The sequence below is a fragment of the Streptomyces sp. NBC_00190 genome, from assembly GCF_036203305.1.
GTDB lineage: Bacteria > Actinomycetota > Actinomycetes > Streptomycetales > Streptomycetaceae > Streptomyces.
In genome coordinates, this window is sequence record NZ_CP108131.1 from 1106088 (window position 1) to 1123461 (window position 17374).

The 17374-nt window shown below is 74.2% G+C and carries 23 protein-coding genes; 12 read left to right on the top strand and 11 right to left on the bottom strand.

Annotated elements, in window-relative coordinates:
- Positions 1-64 precede the first annotated feature (64 nt).
- Positions 65-1285: an RNA polymerase sigma factor gene (locus OG429_RS05555; RefSeq protein WP_328930165.1), complete on the bottom strand. Its 1221-nt coding sequence runs from the start codon at positions 1283-1285 to the stop codon at positions 65-67.
- A gap of 58 nt (positions 1286-1343) precedes the next feature.
- Positions 1344-1700 carry a YciI family protein gene (locus OG429_RS05560; RefSeq protein ID WP_328924159.1) on the bottom strand — a complete coding sequence of 119 codons (357 nt, stop codon included), beginning with the start codon at positions 1698-1700 and terminating at the stop codon, positions 1344-1346.
- 179 nt (positions 1701-1879) lie between these two features.
- Between OG429_RS05560 and OG429_RS05565 the strand changes: the two genes are divergently transcribed.
- Positions 1880-2257 (top strand): DoxX family protein, encoded by a 378-nt coding sequence (locus OG429_RS05565; protein ID WP_328924160.1) that lies wholly within the window; start codon positions 1880-1882, stop codon positions 2255-2257.
- A gap of 60 nt (positions 2258-2317) precedes the next feature.
- Here OG429_RS05565 and OG429_RS05570 read toward each other — a convergent pair whose 3' ends face one another.
- Positions 2318-2587, bottom strand: coding sequence for a hypothetical protein (locus tag OG429_RS05570; RefSeq protein ID WP_328924161.1), 270 nt, complete (start codon positions 2585-2587; stop codon positions 2318-2320).
- 106 nt (positions 2588-2693) lie between these two features.
- On the opposite strand from OG429_RS05570, the gene OG429_RS05575 reads away from it, so the two are divergent.
- The 5 genes from OG429_RS05575 (at position 2694) to OG429_RS05595 (ending at position 5608) form a co-directional block, all read left to right on the top strand.
- Entirely contained in the window at positions 2694-3032 is a 339-nt protein-coding gene (locus OG429_RS05575) for a thioredoxin family protein (RefSeq protein ID WP_328924162.1), read from the top strand.
- Between the two features lie 141 nt (positions 3033-3173).
- Positions 3174-4361, top strand: a complete 1188-nt coding sequence (locus OG429_RS05580) for a cytochrome P450 (protein WP_328924163.1) — start codon at positions 3174-3176, stop codon at positions 4359-4361.
- Positions 4362-4381: 20 nt separating this feature from the next.
- Positions 4382-4576 carry a ferredoxin gene (locus OG429_RS05585; RefSeq protein WP_328930166.1) on the top strand — a complete coding sequence of 65 codons (195 nt, stop codon included), beginning with the start codon at positions 4382-4384 and terminating at the stop codon, positions 4574-4576.
- A 91-nt stretch (positions 4577-4667) separates the two neighbouring features.
- On the top strand, positions 4668-5018 hold the full coding sequence (locus OG429_RS05590; RefSeq protein ID WP_328924164.1) for a DUF1304 domain-containing protein: 351 nt from the start codon (positions 4668-4670) through the stop codon (positions 5016-5018).
- Positions 5015-5608 carry a TetR/AcrR family transcriptional regulator gene (locus OG429_RS05595; protein ID WP_328924165.1) on the top strand — a complete coding sequence of 198 codons (594 nt, stop codon included), beginning with the start codon at positions 5015-5017 and terminating at the stop codon, positions 5606-5608. Before OG429_RS05590 ends, OG429_RS05595 begins: the two co-directional genes overlap by 4 nt.
- A gap of 90 nt (positions 5609-5698) precedes the next feature.
- On the opposite strand, the gene OG429_RS05600 is transcribed toward OG429_RS05595, so the two are convergent.
- Positions 5699-5905, bottom strand: a complete 207-nt coding sequence (locus tag OG429_RS05600) for a cold-shock protein (protein ID WP_328924166.1) — start codon at positions 5903-5905, stop codon at positions 5699-5701.
- A 162-nt stretch (positions 5906-6067) separates the two neighbouring features.
- Entirely contained in the window at positions 6068-6418 is a 351-nt protein-coding gene (locus OG429_RS05605) for an HGxxPAAW family protein (protein ID WP_328924167.1), read from the bottom strand.
- Positions 6419-6509: 91 nt separating this feature from the next.
- Between OG429_RS05605 and OG429_RS05610 the strand changes: the two genes are divergently transcribed.
- The gene (locus OG429_RS05610) at positions 6510-7043 is read left to right on the top strand and encodes a MarR family winged helix-turn-helix transcriptional regulator (RefSeq protein ID WP_328924168.1); all 534 of its coding nucleotides are present in this window, start codon (positions 6510-6512) and stop codon (positions 7041-7043) included.
- A gap of 43 nt (positions 7044-7086) precedes the next feature.
- Positions 7087-8574 carry a DEAD/DEAH box helicase gene (locus OG429_RS05615; RefSeq protein WP_405680433.1) on the top strand — a complete coding sequence of 496 codons (1488 nt, stop codon included), beginning with the start codon at positions 7087-7089 and terminating at the stop codon, positions 8572-8574.
- Between the two features lie 41 nt (positions 8575-8615).
- Here OG429_RS05615 and OG429_RS05620 read toward each other — a convergent pair whose 3' ends face one another.
- The 5 genes from OG429_RS05620 to OG429_RS05640 all read right to left on the bottom strand — a co-directional run bounded on the left by OG429_RS05620 (position 8616) and on the right by OG429_RS05640 (position 12474).
- Complete coding sequence (locus OG429_RS05620) at positions 8616-9086, bottom strand: hypothetical protein (protein ID WP_328924169.1); 471 nt, start codon at positions 9084-9086, stop codon at positions 8616-8618.
- A gap of 203 nt (positions 9087-9289) precedes the next feature.
- A complete protein-coding gene (locus OG429_RS05625) occupies positions 9290-9955 on the bottom strand; it encodes a GNAT family N-acetyltransferase (RefSeq protein ID WP_328924170.1) in 666 nt (221 codons plus the stop codon).
- A gap of 121 nt (positions 9956-10076) precedes the next feature.
- The gene (locus OG429_RS05630; protein WP_328924171.1) at positions 10077-10661 is read right to left on the bottom strand and encodes an SRPBCC family protein; all 585 of its coding nucleotides are present in this window, start codon (positions 10659-10661) and stop codon (positions 10077-10079) included.
- Positions 10662-10754: 93 nt separating this feature from the next.
- The gene (locus tag OG429_RS05635; RefSeq protein WP_328924172.1) at positions 10755-11387 is read right to left on the bottom strand and encodes a hypothetical protein; all 633 of its coding nucleotides are present in this window, start codon (positions 11385-11387) and stop codon (positions 10755-10757) included.
- Positions 11388-11430: 43 nt separating this feature from the next.
- Complete coding sequence (locus OG429_RS05640; protein ID WP_328924173.1) at positions 11431-12474, bottom strand: NUDIX hydrolase; 1044 nt, start codon at positions 12472-12474, stop codon at positions 11431-11433.
- Positions 12475-12680: 206 nt separating this feature from the next.
- Between OG429_RS05640 and OG429_RS05645 the strand changes: the two genes are divergently transcribed.
- From OG429_RS05645 to OG429_RS05655, 3 genes are all read left to right on the top strand, one after another.
- Complete coding sequence (locus OG429_RS05645) at positions 12681-13559, top strand: heparan-alpha-glucosaminide N-acetyltransferase domain-containing protein (protein WP_328924174.1); 879 nt, start codon at positions 12681-12683, stop codon at positions 13557-13559.
- A gap of 41 nt (positions 13560-13600) precedes the next feature.
- Complete coding sequence (locus OG429_RS05650; protein WP_328924175.1) at positions 13601-14089, top strand: hypothetical protein; 489 nt, start codon at positions 13601-13603, stop codon at positions 14087-14089.
- A 68-nt stretch (positions 14090-14157) separates the two neighbouring features.
- Complete coding sequence (locus OG429_RS05655) at positions 14158-15645, top strand: hypothetical protein (protein WP_328924176.1); 1488 nt, start codon at positions 14158-14160, stop codon at positions 15643-15645.
- A gap of 19 nt (positions 15646-15664) precedes the next feature.
- Here the strand turns inward: OG429_RS05655 and OG429_RS05660 are convergent, their stop codons facing one another.
- The gene (locus OG429_RS05660; protein ID WP_328924177.1) at positions 15665-16630 is read right to left on the bottom strand and encodes a helix-turn-helix transcriptional regulator; all 966 of its coding nucleotides are present in this window, start codon (positions 16628-16630) and stop codon (positions 15665-15667) included.
- 78 nt (positions 16631-16708) lie between these two features.
- Between OG429_RS05660 and OG429_RS05665 the strand changes: the two genes are divergently transcribed.
- Positions 16709-17341: a TIGR03086 family metal-binding protein gene (locus OG429_RS05665; protein WP_328924178.1), complete on the top strand. Its 633-nt coding sequence runs from the start codon at positions 16709-16711 to the stop codon at positions 17339-17341.
- Positions 17342-17374: the final 33 nt, after the last annotated feature.

Consider the following 17374-nt stretch of genomic DNA (forward strand, 5'->3'; position numbering starts at 1 on the left):
GGACGCGGACGGCCGATGCCCGGTGGCTCGGCAAGGAGGACCGCGGCGGCCGGTTCCGCTGCGGTCAGAGGCGGGCCGCGCGGCTGCGGAGCAGGGCGCGCTCCCGCGCGTTGCGGGTGAGCGAGGCCGCCCGCTCGAACTCGGCGCGGGCCTCAGCCGGCCGGCCGAGGCGCTCCAGCAGGTCTCCCCGCACGCTCGGCAGCAGGTGGTAGGCGCGCAGCCCCGGCTCCTGCGCCAGCGCGTCGACCAGCGGCAGCGCCGCCTCCGGTCCCTGGGCCATCGACACGGCCACCGCCCGGTTGAGCTCCACCACCGGGGACGGGACGAGCGTGACGAGGCTCCCGTACAGGGCGGCGATCGTCGGCCAGTCGGTGTCCTCGTAGCGGACGGCCGCCGCGTGGCAGCCGGCGATCGCGGCCTGCAGGGAGTACGGGCCGCTGCCTGCGTGGCGCATGGCCTCGATGCCCCGGTGGATGAGCATCCGGTTCCACCGGGCCCGGTTCTGGTCGGCGAGCAGGACCGGTTCCCCGTCGGGGCCGGTGCGGGTGGCCATCCGGGACGCCTGGAACTCCAGCAGCGCGGCCAGGCCGTGCACCTCGGGCTCCTTGGGCATCAGCGCCGCCAGGACGCGGGCCAGCCGCAGGGCGTCCTCGCACAGGGCGGGGCGGACGAGGTCCTCGCCGGCGGTGGCCGAGTAGCCCTCGTTGAAGACGAGGTAGATGACCTCCAGGACCGAGGCGAGCCGCGCCTCGCGGTCGGCCCCGTACGGGACTTCGAAGGGCACGCCGGCGGTGGCGAGCGTCCGCTTCGCCCGGACGATGCGCTGGGCGACGGTGGACTCGGAGGCGAGGAAGGCGCGGGCGATCTCCTGGGTCGTCAGCCCGCCCATCAGGCGCAGGGTGAGTGCGATCCGGGCCTCGGTCGCCAGCACCGGATGGCAGGCGGTGAAGATCAGCCGCAGCAGGTCGTCGTCGATGTCGTCCGGGTCGGCCGGTTCGCCGGGGGCGGGTACGTCCTCCAGGCTCCGGCCGACCTCGGCGAGTTTGCGCGCGTACGTCTCCTTGCGGCGCACGAGGTCGACCGCGCGGTGCTTGGCGGTGGCCATCAGCCAGGCGCCCGGCCGGTCCGGGACGCCGGACTGCGGCCACTGTTCGAGTGCGGCGACGAGGGCGTCCTGCGCGAGTTCCTCGGCGATGCCGACGTCCCGCACGATCCGGGCGACGCCCGCGATGATGCGCGCGGACTCGATCCGGAACACCGCTTCGACCGCCTGGGCCGTACTCACTGCCGTCACGGCCACCCATCAGAGCAGCCGTGACGCGGCAGGGCAAACGGGGCGCGGATCACATCTCCTGGATCTCCCTGACCTCGGCGCTCACGTTCCACTCCGCCGGGTGGATCTCCAGGAACCTCTTCGTCCACTCGATGGCCTCGGCCTTGTCCTTGCACTGGGTCAGGGAGTAGCCGCCGACGACCTCCTTGGTCTCCGTGAACGGGCCGTCGGTGTAGCTGATCTTTCCGCCGGACCAGCTGAGCCGGGTCCCCTCGGAGGTGGGGAGCAGCCCGGCGGTGTCCAGCATGACCCCGGCCTTGGTGATCTCCTCGAACAGGGCGCCCATGCGCTGCTCGAACTCGGCCGGGAACTTCTCGGGCGGCAGGTCCTGCTCGTTGATGCGGATCATCGTCAGGAAGCGCGGCATGGTGACTCCTCGGTCGGAAGCGGCGGGGGCTCTCCCCGCCTCTCACCCCTGCGTCGAACGGGAGGCGCCCGGATCGACAGCTCCTCGAAGATTCTTCGGAGAATTTTCCGGAGGGGCCATCCGGCGCACCCCTACTCGCGAGTAGGATCGCCGCCCAGGCCGCTCCCGAAAGGTCCCCCATGCCGCGCACGCCTTCCTCGCCGCTCCTGCTCGCCGGCCTCCTGGCCGGGGCGGCGGTCGCGCACGCCGCCGTGCCCGAGAAGTTCGACGCGACCGTCCCGCGCTCGCTGCCGGGCAGCCCGCGCGCGTGGACGTACGCGAGCGGGGTGGCCGAGCTCGCGCTTGCCGCCGGGGTCGCCCATCCGCGGACCCGCAAGGCGGCCGCGATGGCCGCGGCCGCCTTCTTCGTCGGCGTGTTCCCGGCGAACGTCAAGATGGCCGCCGACGCGCGCCACCGCTCCCCCGCCGTGCGCGCCGTGGCGTTCGGCCGGCTGCCGCTCCAGGTGCCGCTGGTGCTGTGGGCCGGGAAGGTGAGCCGCGGCGCCGCGGCCCGCTGACCGGCTGCCCCGTCGACCTCCGGCCCCGGCCCCCGGCCGCCCTGACCGGCCCGGATCGGGTCAGCGGCTGTCGCCCGTCCAGTCCCAGCGCCCCGGATCGCCCGCCCGGCGGCGGTAGTGGGCACGGCCGCCCGCCCCGTAGCGCCCTATCTCCGTGGACAGCCGGGCCTCTTCCGCGAGCTGCGGGGTGCTCCAGCCCGTGATGTCGAGGAGGAGCCCGTCCAGGGGACCGCCCACGAGTTCGCCGTAGACGTGGCCGGGGCGGGGGCCTGGGTCGGGATCGTCGTGGTCGGCGCCGTAGACCCGGCGGCGGAGCATCCTGTCGTCCATGCCTCCAAGCTTCACAGGCACCACTGACAATCGGCCGCCGCGTGCAGCGGCGATGATGGGTGCCGCCTCCCGGTCGCGGGAGGCATGGGAGCGAGGAGCGGCACGCATGGCACGTCGGGTACACCAGCCATTGGAGGACCAGGAGTTCGACTTCATCCTCTCCATGGCGCCGGGGCCGGTTCTCGCCTACTTCTGCGGGAGCTGGCCGAAGGCCCTGGAGGCGTGCCGGGCGATGGACACGCTCGTCGGCGAGCTGTCCGAGGAGTACGGGGCGCGGTTCACCGCCGTCCGCACCGACATGACCCGCTGCCCCGGGCCGACCAGGCGTTACGGCGTGACCGGCGCGCCGACCGCCGTGCTCATCAGGGACGGTGAGGCATTCGCGAGCCAGGCCGGACCGATGACGCGCGAGGAGTTCCGGGCGTTCCTGGACGCCCACCTCTGAGGCCGCCTCCGTAGGCCGGGCCGCCGGTTGGGCCCTGTGGGCGAACTCGGGTGATCTGGCCGAAAGTGGCATAGGTGGGATAGGTGCCTCAGGCATGTAATGGAGTCCGGCGAGACGGAACCATCGCTTGCGAGGTGCTCCATGTCAGAGACAGTTGCCTTCCCTCAGGACCGAACCTGCCCCTACCACCCACCGGCTGCTTACGAACCCCTGCGGGAGAGCCGGCCGCTCTCCCGCGTCACCCTCTTCGACGGCCGCTCCGTATGGGTGGTCACCGGGCACGCCGAGGCGCGTGCCCTGCTCGCGGACGGCCGGCTCTCCGCCGACCGCCGCAACGCGGCCTTCCCGGCGCCGACCAGGCGGTTCAAGGGGCTGCAGAACCGGCGTGCCGCACTGCTCGGGGTCGACGACCCCGAGCACAACGTCCAGCGCCGGATGCTGATCCCCAGCTTCACGCTGAAGCGGACGGCCGCCCTGCGGCCGCGGATCCAGCAGACCGTGGACCGGCTGATCGACGAGATGGTGGCGGGCGGTCCGCAGGCCGAACTGGTGGGCGACTTCGCCCTACCGGTGCCGTCGATGGTGATCTGTGCCCTGCTCGGGGTCCCGTACGAGGACCACGAGTTCTTCGAGGGACAGTCGCGGCGGCTGCTGCGCGGCCCGGAGCCGGCCGACGTGGAGGACGCCCGCCGCCGACTGGACGGCTATCTCGTCGGCCTGATCGAGCGCAAGCGCCGGGAGCCCGGCGACGGGCTGCTCGACGAGCTCATCGCGCAGCGCCTGGAGACGGGCGAGATCGACGTCGAGGAGCTGGTCGCCCTCGCCGTGATCCTGCTGGTGGCGGGGCACGAGACGACCGCCAACATGATCTCGCTCGGCACGTTCACCCTGCTGCGCCATCCGGAGCAGCTGGCCGAACTGCGGGCCGACCCGGCGCTCATCTCCTCGGCCGTGGAGGAGCTGATGCGGTTCCTGTCGATCGCCGACGGAATGCTGCGGGTGGCGACCGAGGACATCGCCGTCGGCGGGGTGACGGTGCGCGCGGACGACGGGGTCGTCTTCTCCACTTCCGTCATCAACCGCGACGACTCCGTCTTCGAGGAGCCGGACGCGCTGGACTGGCACCGGCCCACCCGCCACCACCTGGCCTTCGGCTTCGGCATCCACCAGTGCCTGGGCCAGAACCTGGCCCGTGCGGAGATGGAGATCGCGCTGGGCACGCTCTTCGAGCGGCTGCCCGGACTGCGGCTGGCGGCCGAGCCAGACCGGATCCCCTTCAAGCCCGGCGACACCATCCAGGGGATGGTCGAACTCCCCGTGGCGTGGTGAGGGCCGTGCCGGCCCGGCGGCTGCGCATCGACATCGACACCGGCGTCTGCATCGGCGCGGGCCAGTGCGCGCTGACCGCGCCCGGGGTGTTCACCCAGGACGACGACGGCTTCAGCGAGCTGCTCCCGGGCCGCGCGGACGGCGCCAGGAGCGCGCTGGTCCGGGAGGCCGCTCGGGCCTGCCCGGTCTCGGCCATCTCCGTCCGCGAGGACTGACCCGGCCGGTGGTGGGTGCGCAGGTATCGGGGGGCTGGATTTCCTGTACAGTTGTCCAGGAAATCTAGTCCCCCGAGAAGTGGAGGCGGCCATGCACACGGTCGCTCAGATATTGACCGGCCTCGTGGCCGCGCTGCACGTGTACTTCCTGGTCCTGGAGATGTTCCTGTGGCAGCGGCCGCCGGGGCGCGCGCTACACGGCTTCGACGCGGAAACCGCCCGGCTCACCGCACCGCTCGCCGCCAATCAGGGCCTCTACAACGGCTTCCTCGCCGCCGGGCTGGTCTGGGCGCTCGTCATCGACTCGCTGGCCACGCAGGTCTTCTTCCTCGTCTGCGTGATCGTCGCCGGGGTGTACGGGGCCGCGACCGCCAACCGCCGGATCCTCATCGTGCAGGCCCTGCCCGCGGCACTGGCCCTCGGCGCGGCACTGGCAGCGTGAGCCCTCAGGAGCCGCGCGAGCCCGCCGTGCGCGCGCCGGACCCGCGCACGGCGAGGACGAAGGCGCGGCTGCGCGAGAGCCTGCTCGCCGAGTGCGCGGACAAGCCGCTCGCCGAGGTCAGCGTCTCGGCCGTGGTCCGCGGGGCGCAGGTCGGCCGCGCCACGTTCTACCTCCATTACGAGGACCTCACCGCGCTCGCCGTGGACGCCTGCGCGGATGTGGTGCACGCGGCGGTCGACGCCCTGCACACCTGGCAGACGGGCCCCGGATCGCTTCCCCCGGCGCGGCCGCCCGCCGCGCTGGCCGCGTTCCTGACGGCCGCGGCGGACCGGGCGCCGCTCTACCGCACGCTGCTCCTCCCGGGCGGCGGCGGACCGCTCGGCGACCGCCTCCACCGGGAGCTGCGCGCCCGCGCGCACGCCGAGCGCACGGCGGCGGGCGCCCCGCACTCCGATCTCGTCGCGTCGGCGGTGGCCGCCACCTTCACCGGCGTCCTGGCGGACTGGCTGCACGGTGCCGTCCCGGCGGATCCGGCCGGACTGGCGGACCAGCTGTGGCGGCTGCTCCTGGCCCTCCACCAGGCCGCTTAGGACGGGGAGCGACCTTCGCGCCGCGGACGCCGAGAGCCCCGCCGGCCGGACCGGCGGGGCTCCCATCACGGGCGGTGCTCGTGAAGCGGACTACCGGAGGGGAACCACCCGCTCGGCCTGGGGGCCCTTGGGGCCCTGGGTGACGTTGTACTCGACCCTCGCGTTCTCTTCCAGGGACTTGAAGCCGGTGGTCTCGATGGCGGAGAAGTGCACGAACACGTCCGGGCCGCCGTCGTCCTGCTGGATGAACCCGAATCCCTTCTCCGAGTTGAACCACTTCACGATGCCTGTTGCCATCTTGCTGATCCTTCTCAACGTTCCACTGCGGGCCGCATATGCGGCCGTCATTGATCCTGCCCAAACGTCCCTCGGAGCACACGCTGAACGCGGCCAACCGTGGCGTGGCGCGTATTCGAACTTCTGACCGCCCTGTCCGTGAATCGAGGGATCGGCGCCTTCTCAAGACGCTTCGAGGGGGGACGGAGACCGAGGGGCTGCCGCGCGGGCTCGCCGCGGTCCGCCGACCCGGCAGCCCACGCAGTCGGCATGGCCCGTGTGCGCCGCGGTGTCCCGGGTGCGCCAGTCCCACTCGGCCTCGGGACGCGGCCCGCTCGGCTTGCCCCACCCCGCGAGGTGGAGGAGCCAGGTGACGATCCCGGCCGCGACGACGACGCCGAGGCCCAGCCAGATGCCGGGGGTCCACGCCGCGCACACCGCGGCGCCCGCTCCGGCGAAGCCCAGCAGGGCCAGGGTCGTACCGGTCCAGCCGGCCACCGTGTGGCCGAGATCGACGTGACCGTGCGCACTCATGATCCTCCCTGGTCGGACCGTCGGCAGTAGGCTCGGAGAAAGGTTCATTTATCTCACGAGCTAAGTTACTTAGATGCTAAGGAGTATGTGCGTGGAGGGCAAGACCCGCCCCCCGGCCACGGCCGAGGAGGCGATGGCGCGCATGGACCAGTTCGTCGCCCTGGGCATCGTCGGACAGCAGGAGGTCGCACAGCGGCTGGGGCTCAACGTCACCGACCTGACCTGCCTGGGCCACATCCTGGGCGCCGGGGACACCCCCCTGGCCGCCGGTGACCTCGCCGAGCTGGTGGACCTCACCACCGGCGCCGTCACCGGGGTCCTCAACCGCCTGGAACGCGCCGGATACGCGCGGCGCCGACCCGACCCCGCCGACCGGCGCCGGGTGCGGGTGGTGGCCGAGCCCGAGGCCGCCGCCCGGGTCGTCGCGGTCTACCAGCCGTTCTACGACCGGCTCGGCGCCCTGTTCGCCGACTACACCCCCGACGAGATCGCCGTGATCGCCGACTGGTTCGAGCGCGCCGCGGCCGAGGTGCGCGCCCACTGCGCGCAGGTGCGGTCGGGCGAACTGGACGGGGAACCGGAGGCCGGAGGGCAGCAGCCCCCCGCTGGTACCATGGGCGGTTGACCATCTTCTTCCTTCTTCTTCACTTTGCTTCGAAAGGCCCTGCATGAGGAACCCGTCAGTTCATGGACGCTTCGGTGTGAAGGGCGGTGCCAAGGCCGGGGCCAAGTCCGGCGGCAAGACCCCCCGGAGCATCGGGCCGCAGGGCGAGTTCACGATGCACGAGCCGAAGAATCCGGCGCTGCCGCCGGTGGAGTCGTTCTCCGAGCTCGACCTGCCCCTTGAGCTGGTGACGACCATGGCCTCGCTGGAGGTCAAGGAGCCGTTCCCCATCCAGGCCGCGACGCTCCCGAACGCGCTGGCCGGCCGGGACGTCCTCGGCCGCGGCCGGACCGGGTCGGGCAAGACCCTCGCCTTCGGCCTGGCGATGCTGGCGCGTACCGCGGGACAGCAGGCGGATCCGAAGCGCCCGCTGGCACTGGTCCTCGTACCGACGCGGGAGCTGGCGCAGCAGGTGACCGAGGCGCTGGCTCCGTACGCCGAGGCCCTGAACCTGCGGATGGCCACCGTGGTCGGCGGGCTGTCCATCGGGCGGCAGGTGAGCACGCTGCGCACCGGCGCCGAGGTAGTGGTGGCCACCCCCGGGCGCCTGAGCGACCTGGTCGGGCGGCGTGACGTCCACCTGGAGCGGGTGAAGATCACCGTGCTCGACGAGGCGGACCAGATGTGCGACATGGGATTCATGCCGCAGGTCACGGAGATCCTGGACCAGGTGCACCACGCGGGGCAGCGAATGTTGTTCTCGGCGACCCTGGACCGCAATGTGGACCAGCTCGTGCGCACGTACCTGAAGGACCCGGTCTCGCACTCCGTCGACCCGCAGGCGGGCGCGGTGACCACGATGGACCACCACGTGCTGCACATCCACGCGGCCGACAAGATCTCGGCGGCGACCGAGATCGCCGCCCGCGACAACCGGGTGCTGATGTTCCTCGACACCAAGCACGGGGTCGACCAGTTCGTGAAGCACCTGCGGGCCATGGGCGTACGGGCGGAGGGGCTGCACAGCGGCAAGTCGCAGCCGCAGCGCACCCGGACCCTGGCGCAGTTCAAGAGCGGCGCCGTGACCGTCCTGGTCGCGACCAACGTCGCGGCGCGCGGTATCCACATCGACGACCTCGACCTCGTGGTCAACGTCGACCCGCCCGCGGACCACAAGGACTACCTGCACCGGGGCGGCCGTACCGCCCGGGCCGGCGAGTCCGGCAAGGTCGTCACCCTCGTGACGCCGAACCAGCGGCGGGACATCGTCCGGCTGCTCGCCGACGCACGGGTCCGGCCGACCATCACCCAGGTGCGCTCCGGCGAGGCGGCCCTGAGCCGGATCACCGGCGCGAAGGCTCCTTCCGGGGTGCCCCTGGCCGGCTCCGCGCCGACCGACGCCAAGGGCAAGCCCTCGGGGTCGGAGCTCGGCTTCCGCGGGATGGGCACCCGGCCGGGCCGCCCGGGCAGGGGCAAGGAGTCCCGCAAGACGATGGAGGCCCGGCAGGCCGCCGAGGCCCGCCGCGCCGCCCGGGTACGCAAGGGCCTCTGACCCGCGTACGCCCCGCCCGGACAGGGGCGGGGCGGGCCTGGTCAGGCCAGGGTGCGGCGGCGCAGGCGATCGGCGGCCGCGTTGCGGACGCGGCGGGTGCGGGCCTCGGCGGCGAGCAGCCGCAGGGCCTCGGACGAGGTCAGGGACTGGGCGGCGGTGCGCTGGCACCAGTCGGAGGCGGCGGTGAGCTCCGCCGCGGACCACGCTTCACCGCGGGAGATCGCCTTGAGCAGGGTCCATTCGCGCAGCCGCCGCTCGGGGAAGGCGCGGCCGGCGAGCGCGGCCGTCATGGCCTGCGCCCAGGCGGGAAACCCCTCGTCGGCCAGCAGCCGGGCCGCCCGGCGGTTCAGGTGGGTGACCACCGCGCTCTCGGCCATCACGGGGTCGGGGTCGCGCAGCACGGCGGCCACGGCCTCGGCTTCGGCGGACTCGCCCGGCGCCACGGCCAGGAACTCCAGGTGGCGGCCGTAACGCCAGTGCTCGTGCGGCGTGCCGGCATCGGAACGGCTCATCGGCCGACGCCTTCGCGGACGCGCTCCGCCCGGCCGCCCGCCGCGGGCCCGACCGCTGCGGACCGCGGTATGCCGAAGGTGTGCCGCTGCTGCTTCTTCCCTCTCGCCATGGCACCCATTCCACACGACCGCCGTGAGCGCCCGGTGGTCAGGGTGCCCTCGGGGCGCTTCCGGGGTGCCTTTCCGGGTGCCTTTCGGGTTGCTCAGCCCGCGGCGGGCAGCATCAGCGCCTCCGCGCCGACCGGGCGGTAGCCGGCGGCCTGGAAGGCGCGGACGCTGCGGGCGTTGCCGGTGGCCTGCTGGGACCAGACCGGCTGCCCGTCGGGGACGAGGTGGCGGGCGGCGCGGGCGAGGTCCCGCCCGAGGCCGCGGTGGCGGACGTCCTCATCCACCTCAATCGCCGTCTCCCAGCGGCCCGCGACGCCCCGGCCGAGGACGACGACTCCCCCGTCCGCCGCCCAGACCCGTACGCCGTCCCGGCGGTGCAGGGCCCGCCGTACCCGGGGGTGGTCGGGGTCTGCGATCTCGCGCAGCTCCAGCGGGGGTTCGCCGGACAGCGGTCCGGCGACGGTCAGCAGGTCGACGGTGTCGGTGGTACGGCCCGTACGGTCCAGCAGCGCGGCCAGGAAGCGCGCGTTCATGGTGGCGGCGAGGGCGTCGCACGTGAGGGCTTCGAGAGTGGACCGCACCCAGTGCGGGTCCTCGTCGGTGAACACCACGGAGTGCGCGGTGAAGGCGATGACGCCCGCGTCGCGCCGGTTCTCCTGCGGCACCACGGTCGTGCCGCCGTCGGGCGGCGGAAACCGCCCCTCCGCGGCCGCGTCCAGGATCTCGCCCAGAGTCCGCCCCGTGCCGTGCTCGCGTGCCATGTCCGCACTCCTGATCAGTGGCCGGCACACATGATCTCAGGCGTGGTGTACGGGTGTTGGGGCGGGGGGGGCGGGGGCGGGGAGAGCCGGGCTGCCCGGGCCGGCTCTCCGTATCCGCCGGTCAGCTGCCGCCGGACCCGCCGGTGTCTCCGGCGTCGCCGATCCCGCGGGTCTCGCGGGTCTCGTACGCCTCGTGCCCGCCGTACCCCTGCTCCGTCCCGTCCCCGGGCCCGGGCAGCGGGGCTCCCGTCTCCAGGAGGGTCTTGAGACTGGAGGCGAGCATCGGCCAGGCGCGCCCGCACATGCCGATCAGGGTGCCGCCGGGTTCGAAGCCCTCGTGCAGGATGGTCAGCCGGGCCAGGGCGTCGCCGACCGGCTCGATCTCGTACGTCACCTTCGTGCGCCGTTCCCCGGCCAGTTCCGCCCGCAGCTCCTCGTCGACCCCGACCGCGGCCGCCCACTGCGGGCTGAAGGTGTGCCAGGTGTAGGACAGCAGGCGGTCCGGGACGCAGTCGAGGACCACCTGCTCGGGGTCGGTGGTGCTGGCCCCGCGCTCGACCCAGGCCATCGTCGAGCCCACGGCCCAGTCCGTCTCGAAGCTCAGGCCCCAGTAACGGCGGGTGAGGGCAGGATCGGTGAGTGCCTGCCAGACCCGGTCGGGATCGGCCTGGATGTACAGGGTGTAAGTGATCGCACTGTCGCTCATGGCCCCATGCTGCGGGACCGCGGACCGCGGACGCCGGATTTCCCGATCATGGCGGCGGACGCGGCCGGTCCGGCCCTCCCGCCGACACCCGGCTCACATCACGTGGAATGCGACCCCACACAGCCCGAGCCCGGCCCGCGCGGCCCCGCGCCAGGCTCGCAGCGGCCCGTCGAGGACGCTCTCCTCGCCGTCGGGTCGGTCCAGCCAGTGCCGCTCCTGCTCCCGAGCCCGCTCCCGCTCCCCCGGCGTGAACGCCAGCGCGCGCTCCACCTGCGGCAGCGCCCGTCGTACTTGGCCGGCGGTCAGCAGGAAGTTCCCGCACCAGCCGGGCAGCAGAGCGGCCCGCCAGGGCCCGATGGCATGGAAGAGCGCGGCGACCGCATAGTCCTTCCGCTGGACGGACACGAACATCGCCTCCGGTTCCGGCAGGCGCTCCCAGACATCGTCCGCGAGGTGGAAATCCGGGTCCGAGCTGCCGTTGCACAGGTCGTCGACGTGACGACCCGGGCTCGTCAGCTCCAGGAAGGAGCGGATCGCGTCGTCGTGCGTCGTACCCGTCCACCACGTGCGGTGGTCGGGCAGCGGGGCACTCTGCCACCGCGCCCACCGGCGGCGGGCTTCCGGGCGGTCGCGGTCGGCCTCGATCGCCACCGCCACGCGCGGCGCGAGCTCCCCGATGACGGAGTCCTCGTGGCCGCTGATCGACCAGGCACTGGTGAATCCCATGCCGTCGACGGTAGGAGGCCGCACTGACAGCGGCGGCCCGGTCTCACCAGCAGGTGCCCGGCTCCGGGAGTTCCGTGGGCGGGGTGCGGGGCGGGGACGGGAGGGACAGGTGGGTGCGGGCCGTGTGGACCGCCGCGAGTTCGTCGTCGCCCGCCCGGCCCCAGTCGCTCAGTTCGCGGACCTGCTCGGGGGTGGCCAGGAGCCGGGCGTACACCGGGTCCGCCGCCGGCGGGAACCCGGTGAGGCGCGCCGCGGTGCGGGCGTGGGCGCCCTGGTCACCGTGGCGGTAGCCGAGCTCGACGGCCCCGGCGGCCGGTGCGGCCGTCGGGGGCGGGAGGTGCGCTGCGCCGGTGGCGCGGTCGACCAGGAGCAGGACCCGGCCGTCGGGGGCGAAGAGCCACCCCGAGCGGTCCCGTACGGGCAGCCGCGCGGGTACCGGGCCCGGGTGCCAGGCGCCGTGCTGCGGCTCCCGGCGGGTGCGCAGCACGCCCAGCCGGTCGAGGGCGTTGGGCACGGTGGGACGGCCGTCCTCCAGCAGGGCGGTCCCGCAGCCGTTGATCCGGGCACGCAGCGCCGACAGGGCGCGGCGGGCGTCTCCCGCGTCCATCAGGCCGGGCAGATCGGCCGGTTCGGCGAAGTGGATGCCGGTGATCTCCTGGGGCGGAAGGCGAACGGAGTCGATCCGGTCCTGGGTCCACGTGCCGCCGTCGTAGACATGGAGGATCTCGCCGGGGAACCGCATCCCGGCCGGGAAGCCCGGGGTGTCGGCCGGGATCCAGTCCACGGCGAGGCCGTGCGGGTAGCACCCGTCGACGCCCAGTTCCTCGCGCACCTCACGGGCCGCCGCGGCGGACGGCGCCTCGCCGGCGTCCACGGCGCCGCCGGGCAGCATCCGGTCGGCGCGGTAGTCGACGCTCTGCACCAGGACCCGGCCGTCGACGTCGGTGACCAGGACGACGGCGCCGGTCCACAGCACGGCGCGCGAGGCACCGTAGGCCTCCGGGGTCATCCAGGTCCCCGCCCTCCGGTGCTCGTCGGTCCCTGCGCCGCCCTGCTCGGGCACGGCCTCGTCGGTCAACTGCGGCATCTGAACTCCGTTCACCGTGGGTGGACCCGCCGACTGTGCAACAGCGGGCGCGGCCGGCTGGTTACGGCAGCCCCCCGCCCGCTCCGCTTTGCCGCCCCTATACCTCCTTATTACCTGGTTATGCGGTCCTTGCTACCTTCCGGAGGCGGACTGGCGGCATGAAACCCGCCGGTCCGACCACGTCACCGGACCGAGGAGACCCAGCCGTGCGACGCGCTTCCGGTCCGGGGCACGTCGATTCCGGAAGGCTGGCCGGAGTAGATGCCGTGCGCGGGCTCGCCGTCCTCGGCATGTTCGCCGTGCACGTCGGCCCCGGCGCGCGGCCCGAAGGCGCCGGGTTCCTGATCGTCGCGGCCGACGGCCGCGCCCCGGCGCTCTTCACCCTCCTCGCCGGCTTCTCCCTGGTGCTCGCCCAGCGCGACCGCGACCCGGCCGGCGGGTGGACCCGGCGCTACCGCCCCCTGCTGATCCGTTCCGCGATCCTGGCCCTGCTCGGCGTGTTCCTGGCCTCGCTGTGGCCCGGGATCCTGGTCATCCTGGCCTTCTTCGCCGTGTACTTCCTCGCCGCCGAACCCTTCTCCCGGCTCGCCACCCCGCTGCTCGCCGCCGTCGCGGCACTCTCGGTGGTGGCGGGCCCGCTGCTGTCCTTCCTGCTGGGCCCGGTGTTCGGGTACGGGACCTCCGGGCGGGGACTGGTTCCCGAAGCCGCCGATTTCACCAGCTGGGCCGGGCTGGGCCGGGTGCTCTGCGAGCTGCTGCTCACCGGCGCGTATCCGCTGGCCACCTACTTCCCGTACGTCCTGGCCGGGATGGCTCTGGCCCGCCTGTGCGACGTCCGGGAGCGGGCGGTGGCCGGGCGGATGGCAGTCTGGGGCACGGCCGCCGCCGTGGCCGGCTACGGCTCCGCCTGGCTCGCCGCCCACGTGTTCGGCTCCCGGGGCCGGCTGCTGGACGCGATCGCCGTCCACCACCCGCAGGCCGCGGCCGCCGCCGATCCCGTACGCGAGGTGCTGCGCGGGCAGTACGGCGCCGTGCCCAGCACCTCTGCGTCACCGGGCGCCGGGCGACTTCACCCATCCGCATGACGGGTGCCGCCCGGGGGCGCCCCGTACGGCAGGGTGGGCGGATGCAGCTGCGCCGGGCCCTGCCCCTGACCCTTGCCGCACTCACCATGGCCACCGGATGCGTGACCGTGCATCCCGCCGCCCCGCCGGACGCTGCGCGCCTGACGCCCGCGGCCTCCCTCACGGAGCCCCGCCAACCGGCCGTCCCCGCCTTGCCGTTGGGCCATCTCCCGACGGCCGAGGAGACCGCCCCGCAGAGCCCGGAGGCCCGGGAGCCCGCACCGGCGGATCCGGTCCCGGCGGCGGCCCCGGAACCGCAGCACCGGGCGGCCGAGCCGACCCGGAGATACCGGCCGCACCGGCCGCCGGCGCCGTACAAGCCCGTCACTCCCGTCAAGCCCGCCCGCCCCGCGCCCCCGGCCAGGCCCCGCACGTTCCCCCCGGCGAAGGCCAAGTCCCGTCCCGCGCCGCCGCGTACGTACGACATGACGCCGCTGTGCGAGGCGGCCCGCGGCACGGTGTCTCCCTCCATCGTGGCCCTGTGCCGGTAGAGGGGGTGTCCGGCCCGACCGGCGGTTACCCTCGGAATCGCACGGCGGACGACTCGGGGAGCAGGCACATGAACGACGCGGGACCGGAGGCGGCCGCGGCCGTCGTCCGTGCGCTGCGCGAGCTGGCGAGGGAACGGCCGCACGAGGTCGAGCTGTTCGACGGGTTCACGGACGCGGAGCTGGACGGCTGGGCCGTCCCGGTCCCGGAGGACGTCCGGATCGTGCTGCGGGAGATCGGCGGGCTGGAGAGCGAGGCGCACGAGTACCGCTTCGGGCCGCGCGGTCGCGCGGTGTTCGAGGACAGTCACTGGACCCTCGGTGAACTGGACTTCGGCGAGGGCTCGCTCATCGTCGGCGTCGGTCCCGTCGGCTGGGGGCCGGTCGTGGCCGTCCGTCCGTGGGGGGACGGCGCGGACGTCACCGTCGAGGCCCCGGAGTTCGTCGGCTGGCTCGCCTGCTTCACCCGGCGGCTCGCCGAAGGGACGGCGGACCGGACCGCCGCGAAGCACTTCGTACCGGCCGTCCCGACCGTCGAGGTGGCCGAGGGGACGGACACCGGGCTCGCCGCGCTCGTCGGGCGCGGCGACTCGCTCACCGATCTCGTCGACCTGCGCGACCTGCCCGGCTACCCGTGCGCGGTGGGCTGGGAACCATATTTCTCCACCTCTCACAACACGGCCGACACCGGCAGCAGCGAGGTCGAGTACCGGATCGTGGGCGACGGCCGGGCACTGCTGCTGCGCAGCGTGGTCAGCGGGGACTTCCTCGGGCGGCCGGTGCGCAGGCACCGCCCGCCGGCGGATGCCGCGGACCGCGCGGTCGCCGAACTGCGCGCGCTGGCAGCAGAGTTCCCCTCTTTCGCCGTCCTCGACGCGGGCGCCTGCGACCGGACCATGGACGGCTGGGCGGTCCCGGTGCCCGCCGACGTCCGGTGCGTGCTGCGGGAGATCGGCGGGGTGGCCATCGCGGGACTGCCCGCGCTGCGGCTGCTGCCCGGAGCCCCCGAGCACGAGGTGGACCCCGAGGTGCACCGCATGATGGGCGGCGACGGCACGTACTGGCCGCTGACCCGGATCGGGTACGGGCACAGCCCCGCACTCCTGCAGATCCGCGTCGACCCGGAGACCGGGCGGTGGGGGTACGCCGTCTCCGTTCCCGCCGACGCGAAGGCGCTGCGGGAGTACCCCGAAGTGGCCCTGGTCGCCGAATCCCTGCCGGACCTGCTGCTGACCTTCGCCCGGCTGGCCCGGCAGGCCGTGGACGGCCCGGACTTCGCGGGCCGGGTCACCCGGGACACCCGGTGGCTGTTCCCCAACACCGGGGAGCCGTGGCCGCGGCCGGCCCCGGTCGGCGAGTGGGCGGGATCCGCGGACCCGCTGCTCGCGGCGGCCGCCACACTGCCGGCCGGGACGCACGCCGCCGACCTGCGGGCGGTACCGATCCCGAGCGACCTGTGCTTCTACCGGGCGGCGGGCTGGCCGTACGCGGCCCGGCTGGACCGGCTGCACTTCGCGGCCGGCGGCGGGCTGGCCGCGGCGATACCGGCCGGCGGCTGAGCGCACCCGGGGCGGTGCGTCACGCCGGCCCGTCGTCCGGGGGCGGTCCGTAGAGCCCGGCGAGTTCGGCGCCCAGCCGGGCCAGCCACTCCCGTACGTCCGGCGGTTCGAGCACTTCGATCCGGGCTCCCAGTCCGGACAGGTGCGCGGCCAGCGCCCGCGGTGCCGGGCCGTCGACCCAGACCTCCGTCCAGCCGTCGGGCAGCGGGCCGCCGACGCGCAGCCGGCCGCCGGAGAGCCGTGCCAGCAGCGCCACCGCGCCGGGTTCGACGCGGGCCCGGGCCGTCACCGCGTACAGCCGGTCCTCCATGGCCCCGGCCAGTTCCCGCCAGGCCGTGGCGAGGTCGAAGTCCGGTGGCCGGTGGGCGGGTTCGCCGGTCGGCTCGACCGAGGTGACCCGGCTGAGCCGGAAGGTGCGCAGCCCGTCCTCCGTACCGGCCACGAGGTACTCGACTCCTGCCTTGGCCACGAGTCCGAGCGGGTCGGCCGTACGGACGGCGGCCGGTTTGCCGGCGCCCGCGTACCCGAGGCGGATCCGGGTGCCGTCCACCACGGCCCGCTGGAGGGCCGAGCGGTACGGGGCGTCGGCGGTGACGGGGGTGCGCGACCAGTCCGTGCCGTCGACGGCGGTGGCCCGCGAGGCGGCCTCGGCGCCTCCGCGGAGCGTGGCCGGCAGGGCCTGGACCAGTTTGCGCAGCGCGGTGCGCAGTTCGGGGGTGGTGGCCTGGGGGCCGGCGACGAGGAACAGCGCCCGGATCTCGTCGGCGGTGAGGCCGGTGAGGTTGGTGCGGGCGCCGCCGACCAGGGACCAGCCGCCGCCCCGGCCGCGCTGCGCGTAGACGGGGATCCCGGCGGCGGCCAGTGCCTCCAGGTCGCGCCGTGCCGTGCGCTCCGAGACGTCGAGTTCCTCGGCCACTTCGGGGACGGTGACGCGCCCGCGCGCCTGGAGGAACAGCAGGGCCGCCACCAGCCGGTCAGCCTTCATGGGAGTCGTTTCGCATGGACAGGATTCTCCCCGGAAAACTGGCCAGAAGGTGGCCACTTTGCCCGCCAGGATGAGGTCATGACCGAAACCGAGCAGTTCACCACCGCCCCTTCCGCCCCGGCCGCCGCGGCCTCCTACCCCGGCGTCGACACCCGTCCGGATCTGGCGGCGGCCGTCGCCCTCGCCGGGCGTACCCTGGCCGCCGTCCGGCCGGACCAGTACGACCTTCCGACGCCCTGCACCGAGTTCGACGTCCGGCGCCTGTCGAGCCACCTCGTCGGCGTGCTGCGGCGGATCGCGGTGATCGGGCGTGGTGAGGACCCCTTCAGCGTCCCGTCCTTCGCCGACGAGCTCGCGGACGGCGAGTGGGCCGCCGCCTGGGAGCCGGCCGCCCGCGAGGCGGCCCGGGTATGGGCGGACCCGGGAGTGCTGGGCCGCGACCTGCGCCTGCCGATGGGGGTCAAGCCGGGGGCGGTCGCGGCGGCCGTGTACGCCAACGAACTGACCCTGCACACCTGGGACCTCGCCACCGCCACCGGACAGCGGCCGGACTGGGACGCCGGCCTGCTGGAGCGACTGGTCGAGGTGGTACGCCGGGCACTGCCCGCCGAAGCCCGCGGCGGCCGTATCCCGTACGGCGAGGTCGTCCCCGTGGCCGAGGACGCGTCCGCCCTCGACCGGCTGGTGGCCTGGTCCGGCCGCCGCCCCTGAGCGGGCCGCCCGGCGCGGGCGGGCCGTTATTCG

What these genes read in the sequence shown, in the direction of transcription:
- OG429_RS05600 (WP_328924166.1), bottom strand. Translation starts at nt 5,905, where the DNA reads ATGGCAACAGGCATCGTGAAGTGGTTCAACTCGGAGAAGGGATTCGGG.
- OG429_RS05615 (WP_405680433.1), top strand. Translation starts at nt 7,087, where the DNA reads ATGAGGAACCCGTCAGTTCATGGACGCTTCGGTGTGAAGGGCGGTGCC.
- OG429_RS05605 (WP_328924167.1), bottom strand. Translation starts at nt 6,418, where the DNA reads ATGAGTGCGCACGGTCACGTCGATCTCGGCCACACGGTGGCCGGCTGG.
- OG429_RS05575 (WP_328924162.1), top strand. Translation starts at nt 2,694, where the DNA reads ATGGCACGTCGGGTACACCAGCCATTGGAGGACCAGGAGTTCGACTTC.
- OG429_RS05590 (WP_328924164.1), top strand. Translation starts at nt 4,668, where the DNA reads ATGCACACGGTCGCTCAGATATTGACCGGCCTCGTGGCCGCGCTGCAC.
- OG429_RS05630 (WP_328924171.1), bottom strand. Translation starts at nt 10,661, where the DNA reads ATGAGCGACAGTGCGATCACTTACACCCTGTACATCCAGGCCGATCCC.
- OG429_RS05625 (WP_328924170.1), bottom strand. Translation starts at nt 9,955, where the DNA reads ATGGCACGCGAGCACGGCACGGGGCGGACTCTGGGCGAGATCCTGGAC.
- OG429_RS05650 (WP_328924175.1), top strand. Translation starts at nt 13,601, where the DNA reads ATGCAGCTGCGCCGGGCCCTGCCCCTGACCCTTGCCGCACTCACCATG.
- OG429_RS05660 (WP_328924177.1), bottom strand. Translation starts at nt 16,630, where the DNA reads ATGAAGGCTGACCGGCTGGTGGCGGCCCTGCTGTTCCTCCAGGCGCGC.
- OG429_RS05655 (WP_328924176.1), top strand. Translation starts at nt 14,158, where the DNA reads ATGAACGACGCGGGACCGGAGGCGGCCGCGGCCGTCGTCCGTGCGCTG.
- OG429_RS05570 (WP_328924161.1), bottom strand. Translation starts at nt 2,587, where the DNA reads ATGGACGACAGGATGCTCCGCCGCCGGGTCTACGGCGCCGACCACGAC.
- OG429_RS05635 (WP_328924172.1), bottom strand. Translation starts at nt 11,387, where the DNA reads ATGGGATTCACCAGTGCCTGGTCGATCAGCGGCCACGAGGACTCCGTC.
- OG429_RS05665 (WP_328924178.1), top strand. Translation starts at nt 16,709, where the DNA reads ATGACCGAAACCGAGCAGTTCACCACCGCCCCTTCCGCCCCGGCCGCC.
- OG429_RS05580 (WP_328924163.1), top strand. Translation starts at nt 3,174, where the DNA reads ATGTCAGAGACAGTTGCCTTCCCTCAGGACCGAACCTGCCCCTACCAC.
- OG429_RS05640 (WP_328924173.1), bottom strand. Translation starts at nt 12,474, where the DNA reads ATGCCGCAGTTGACCGACGAGGCCGTGCCCGAGCAGGGCGGCGCAGGG.
- OG429_RS05620 (WP_328924169.1), bottom strand. Translation starts at nt 9,086, where the DNA reads ATGAGCCGTTCCGATGCCGGCACGCCGCACGAGCACTGGCGTTACGGC.
- OG429_RS05560 (WP_328924159.1), bottom strand. Translation starts at nt 1,700, where the DNA reads ATGCCGCGCTTCCTGACGATGATCCGCATCAACGAGCAGGACCTGCCG.
- OG429_RS05565 (WP_328924160.1), top strand. Translation starts at nt 1,880, where the DNA reads ATGCCGCGCACGCCTTCCTCGCCGCTCCTGCTCGCCGGCCTCCTGGCC.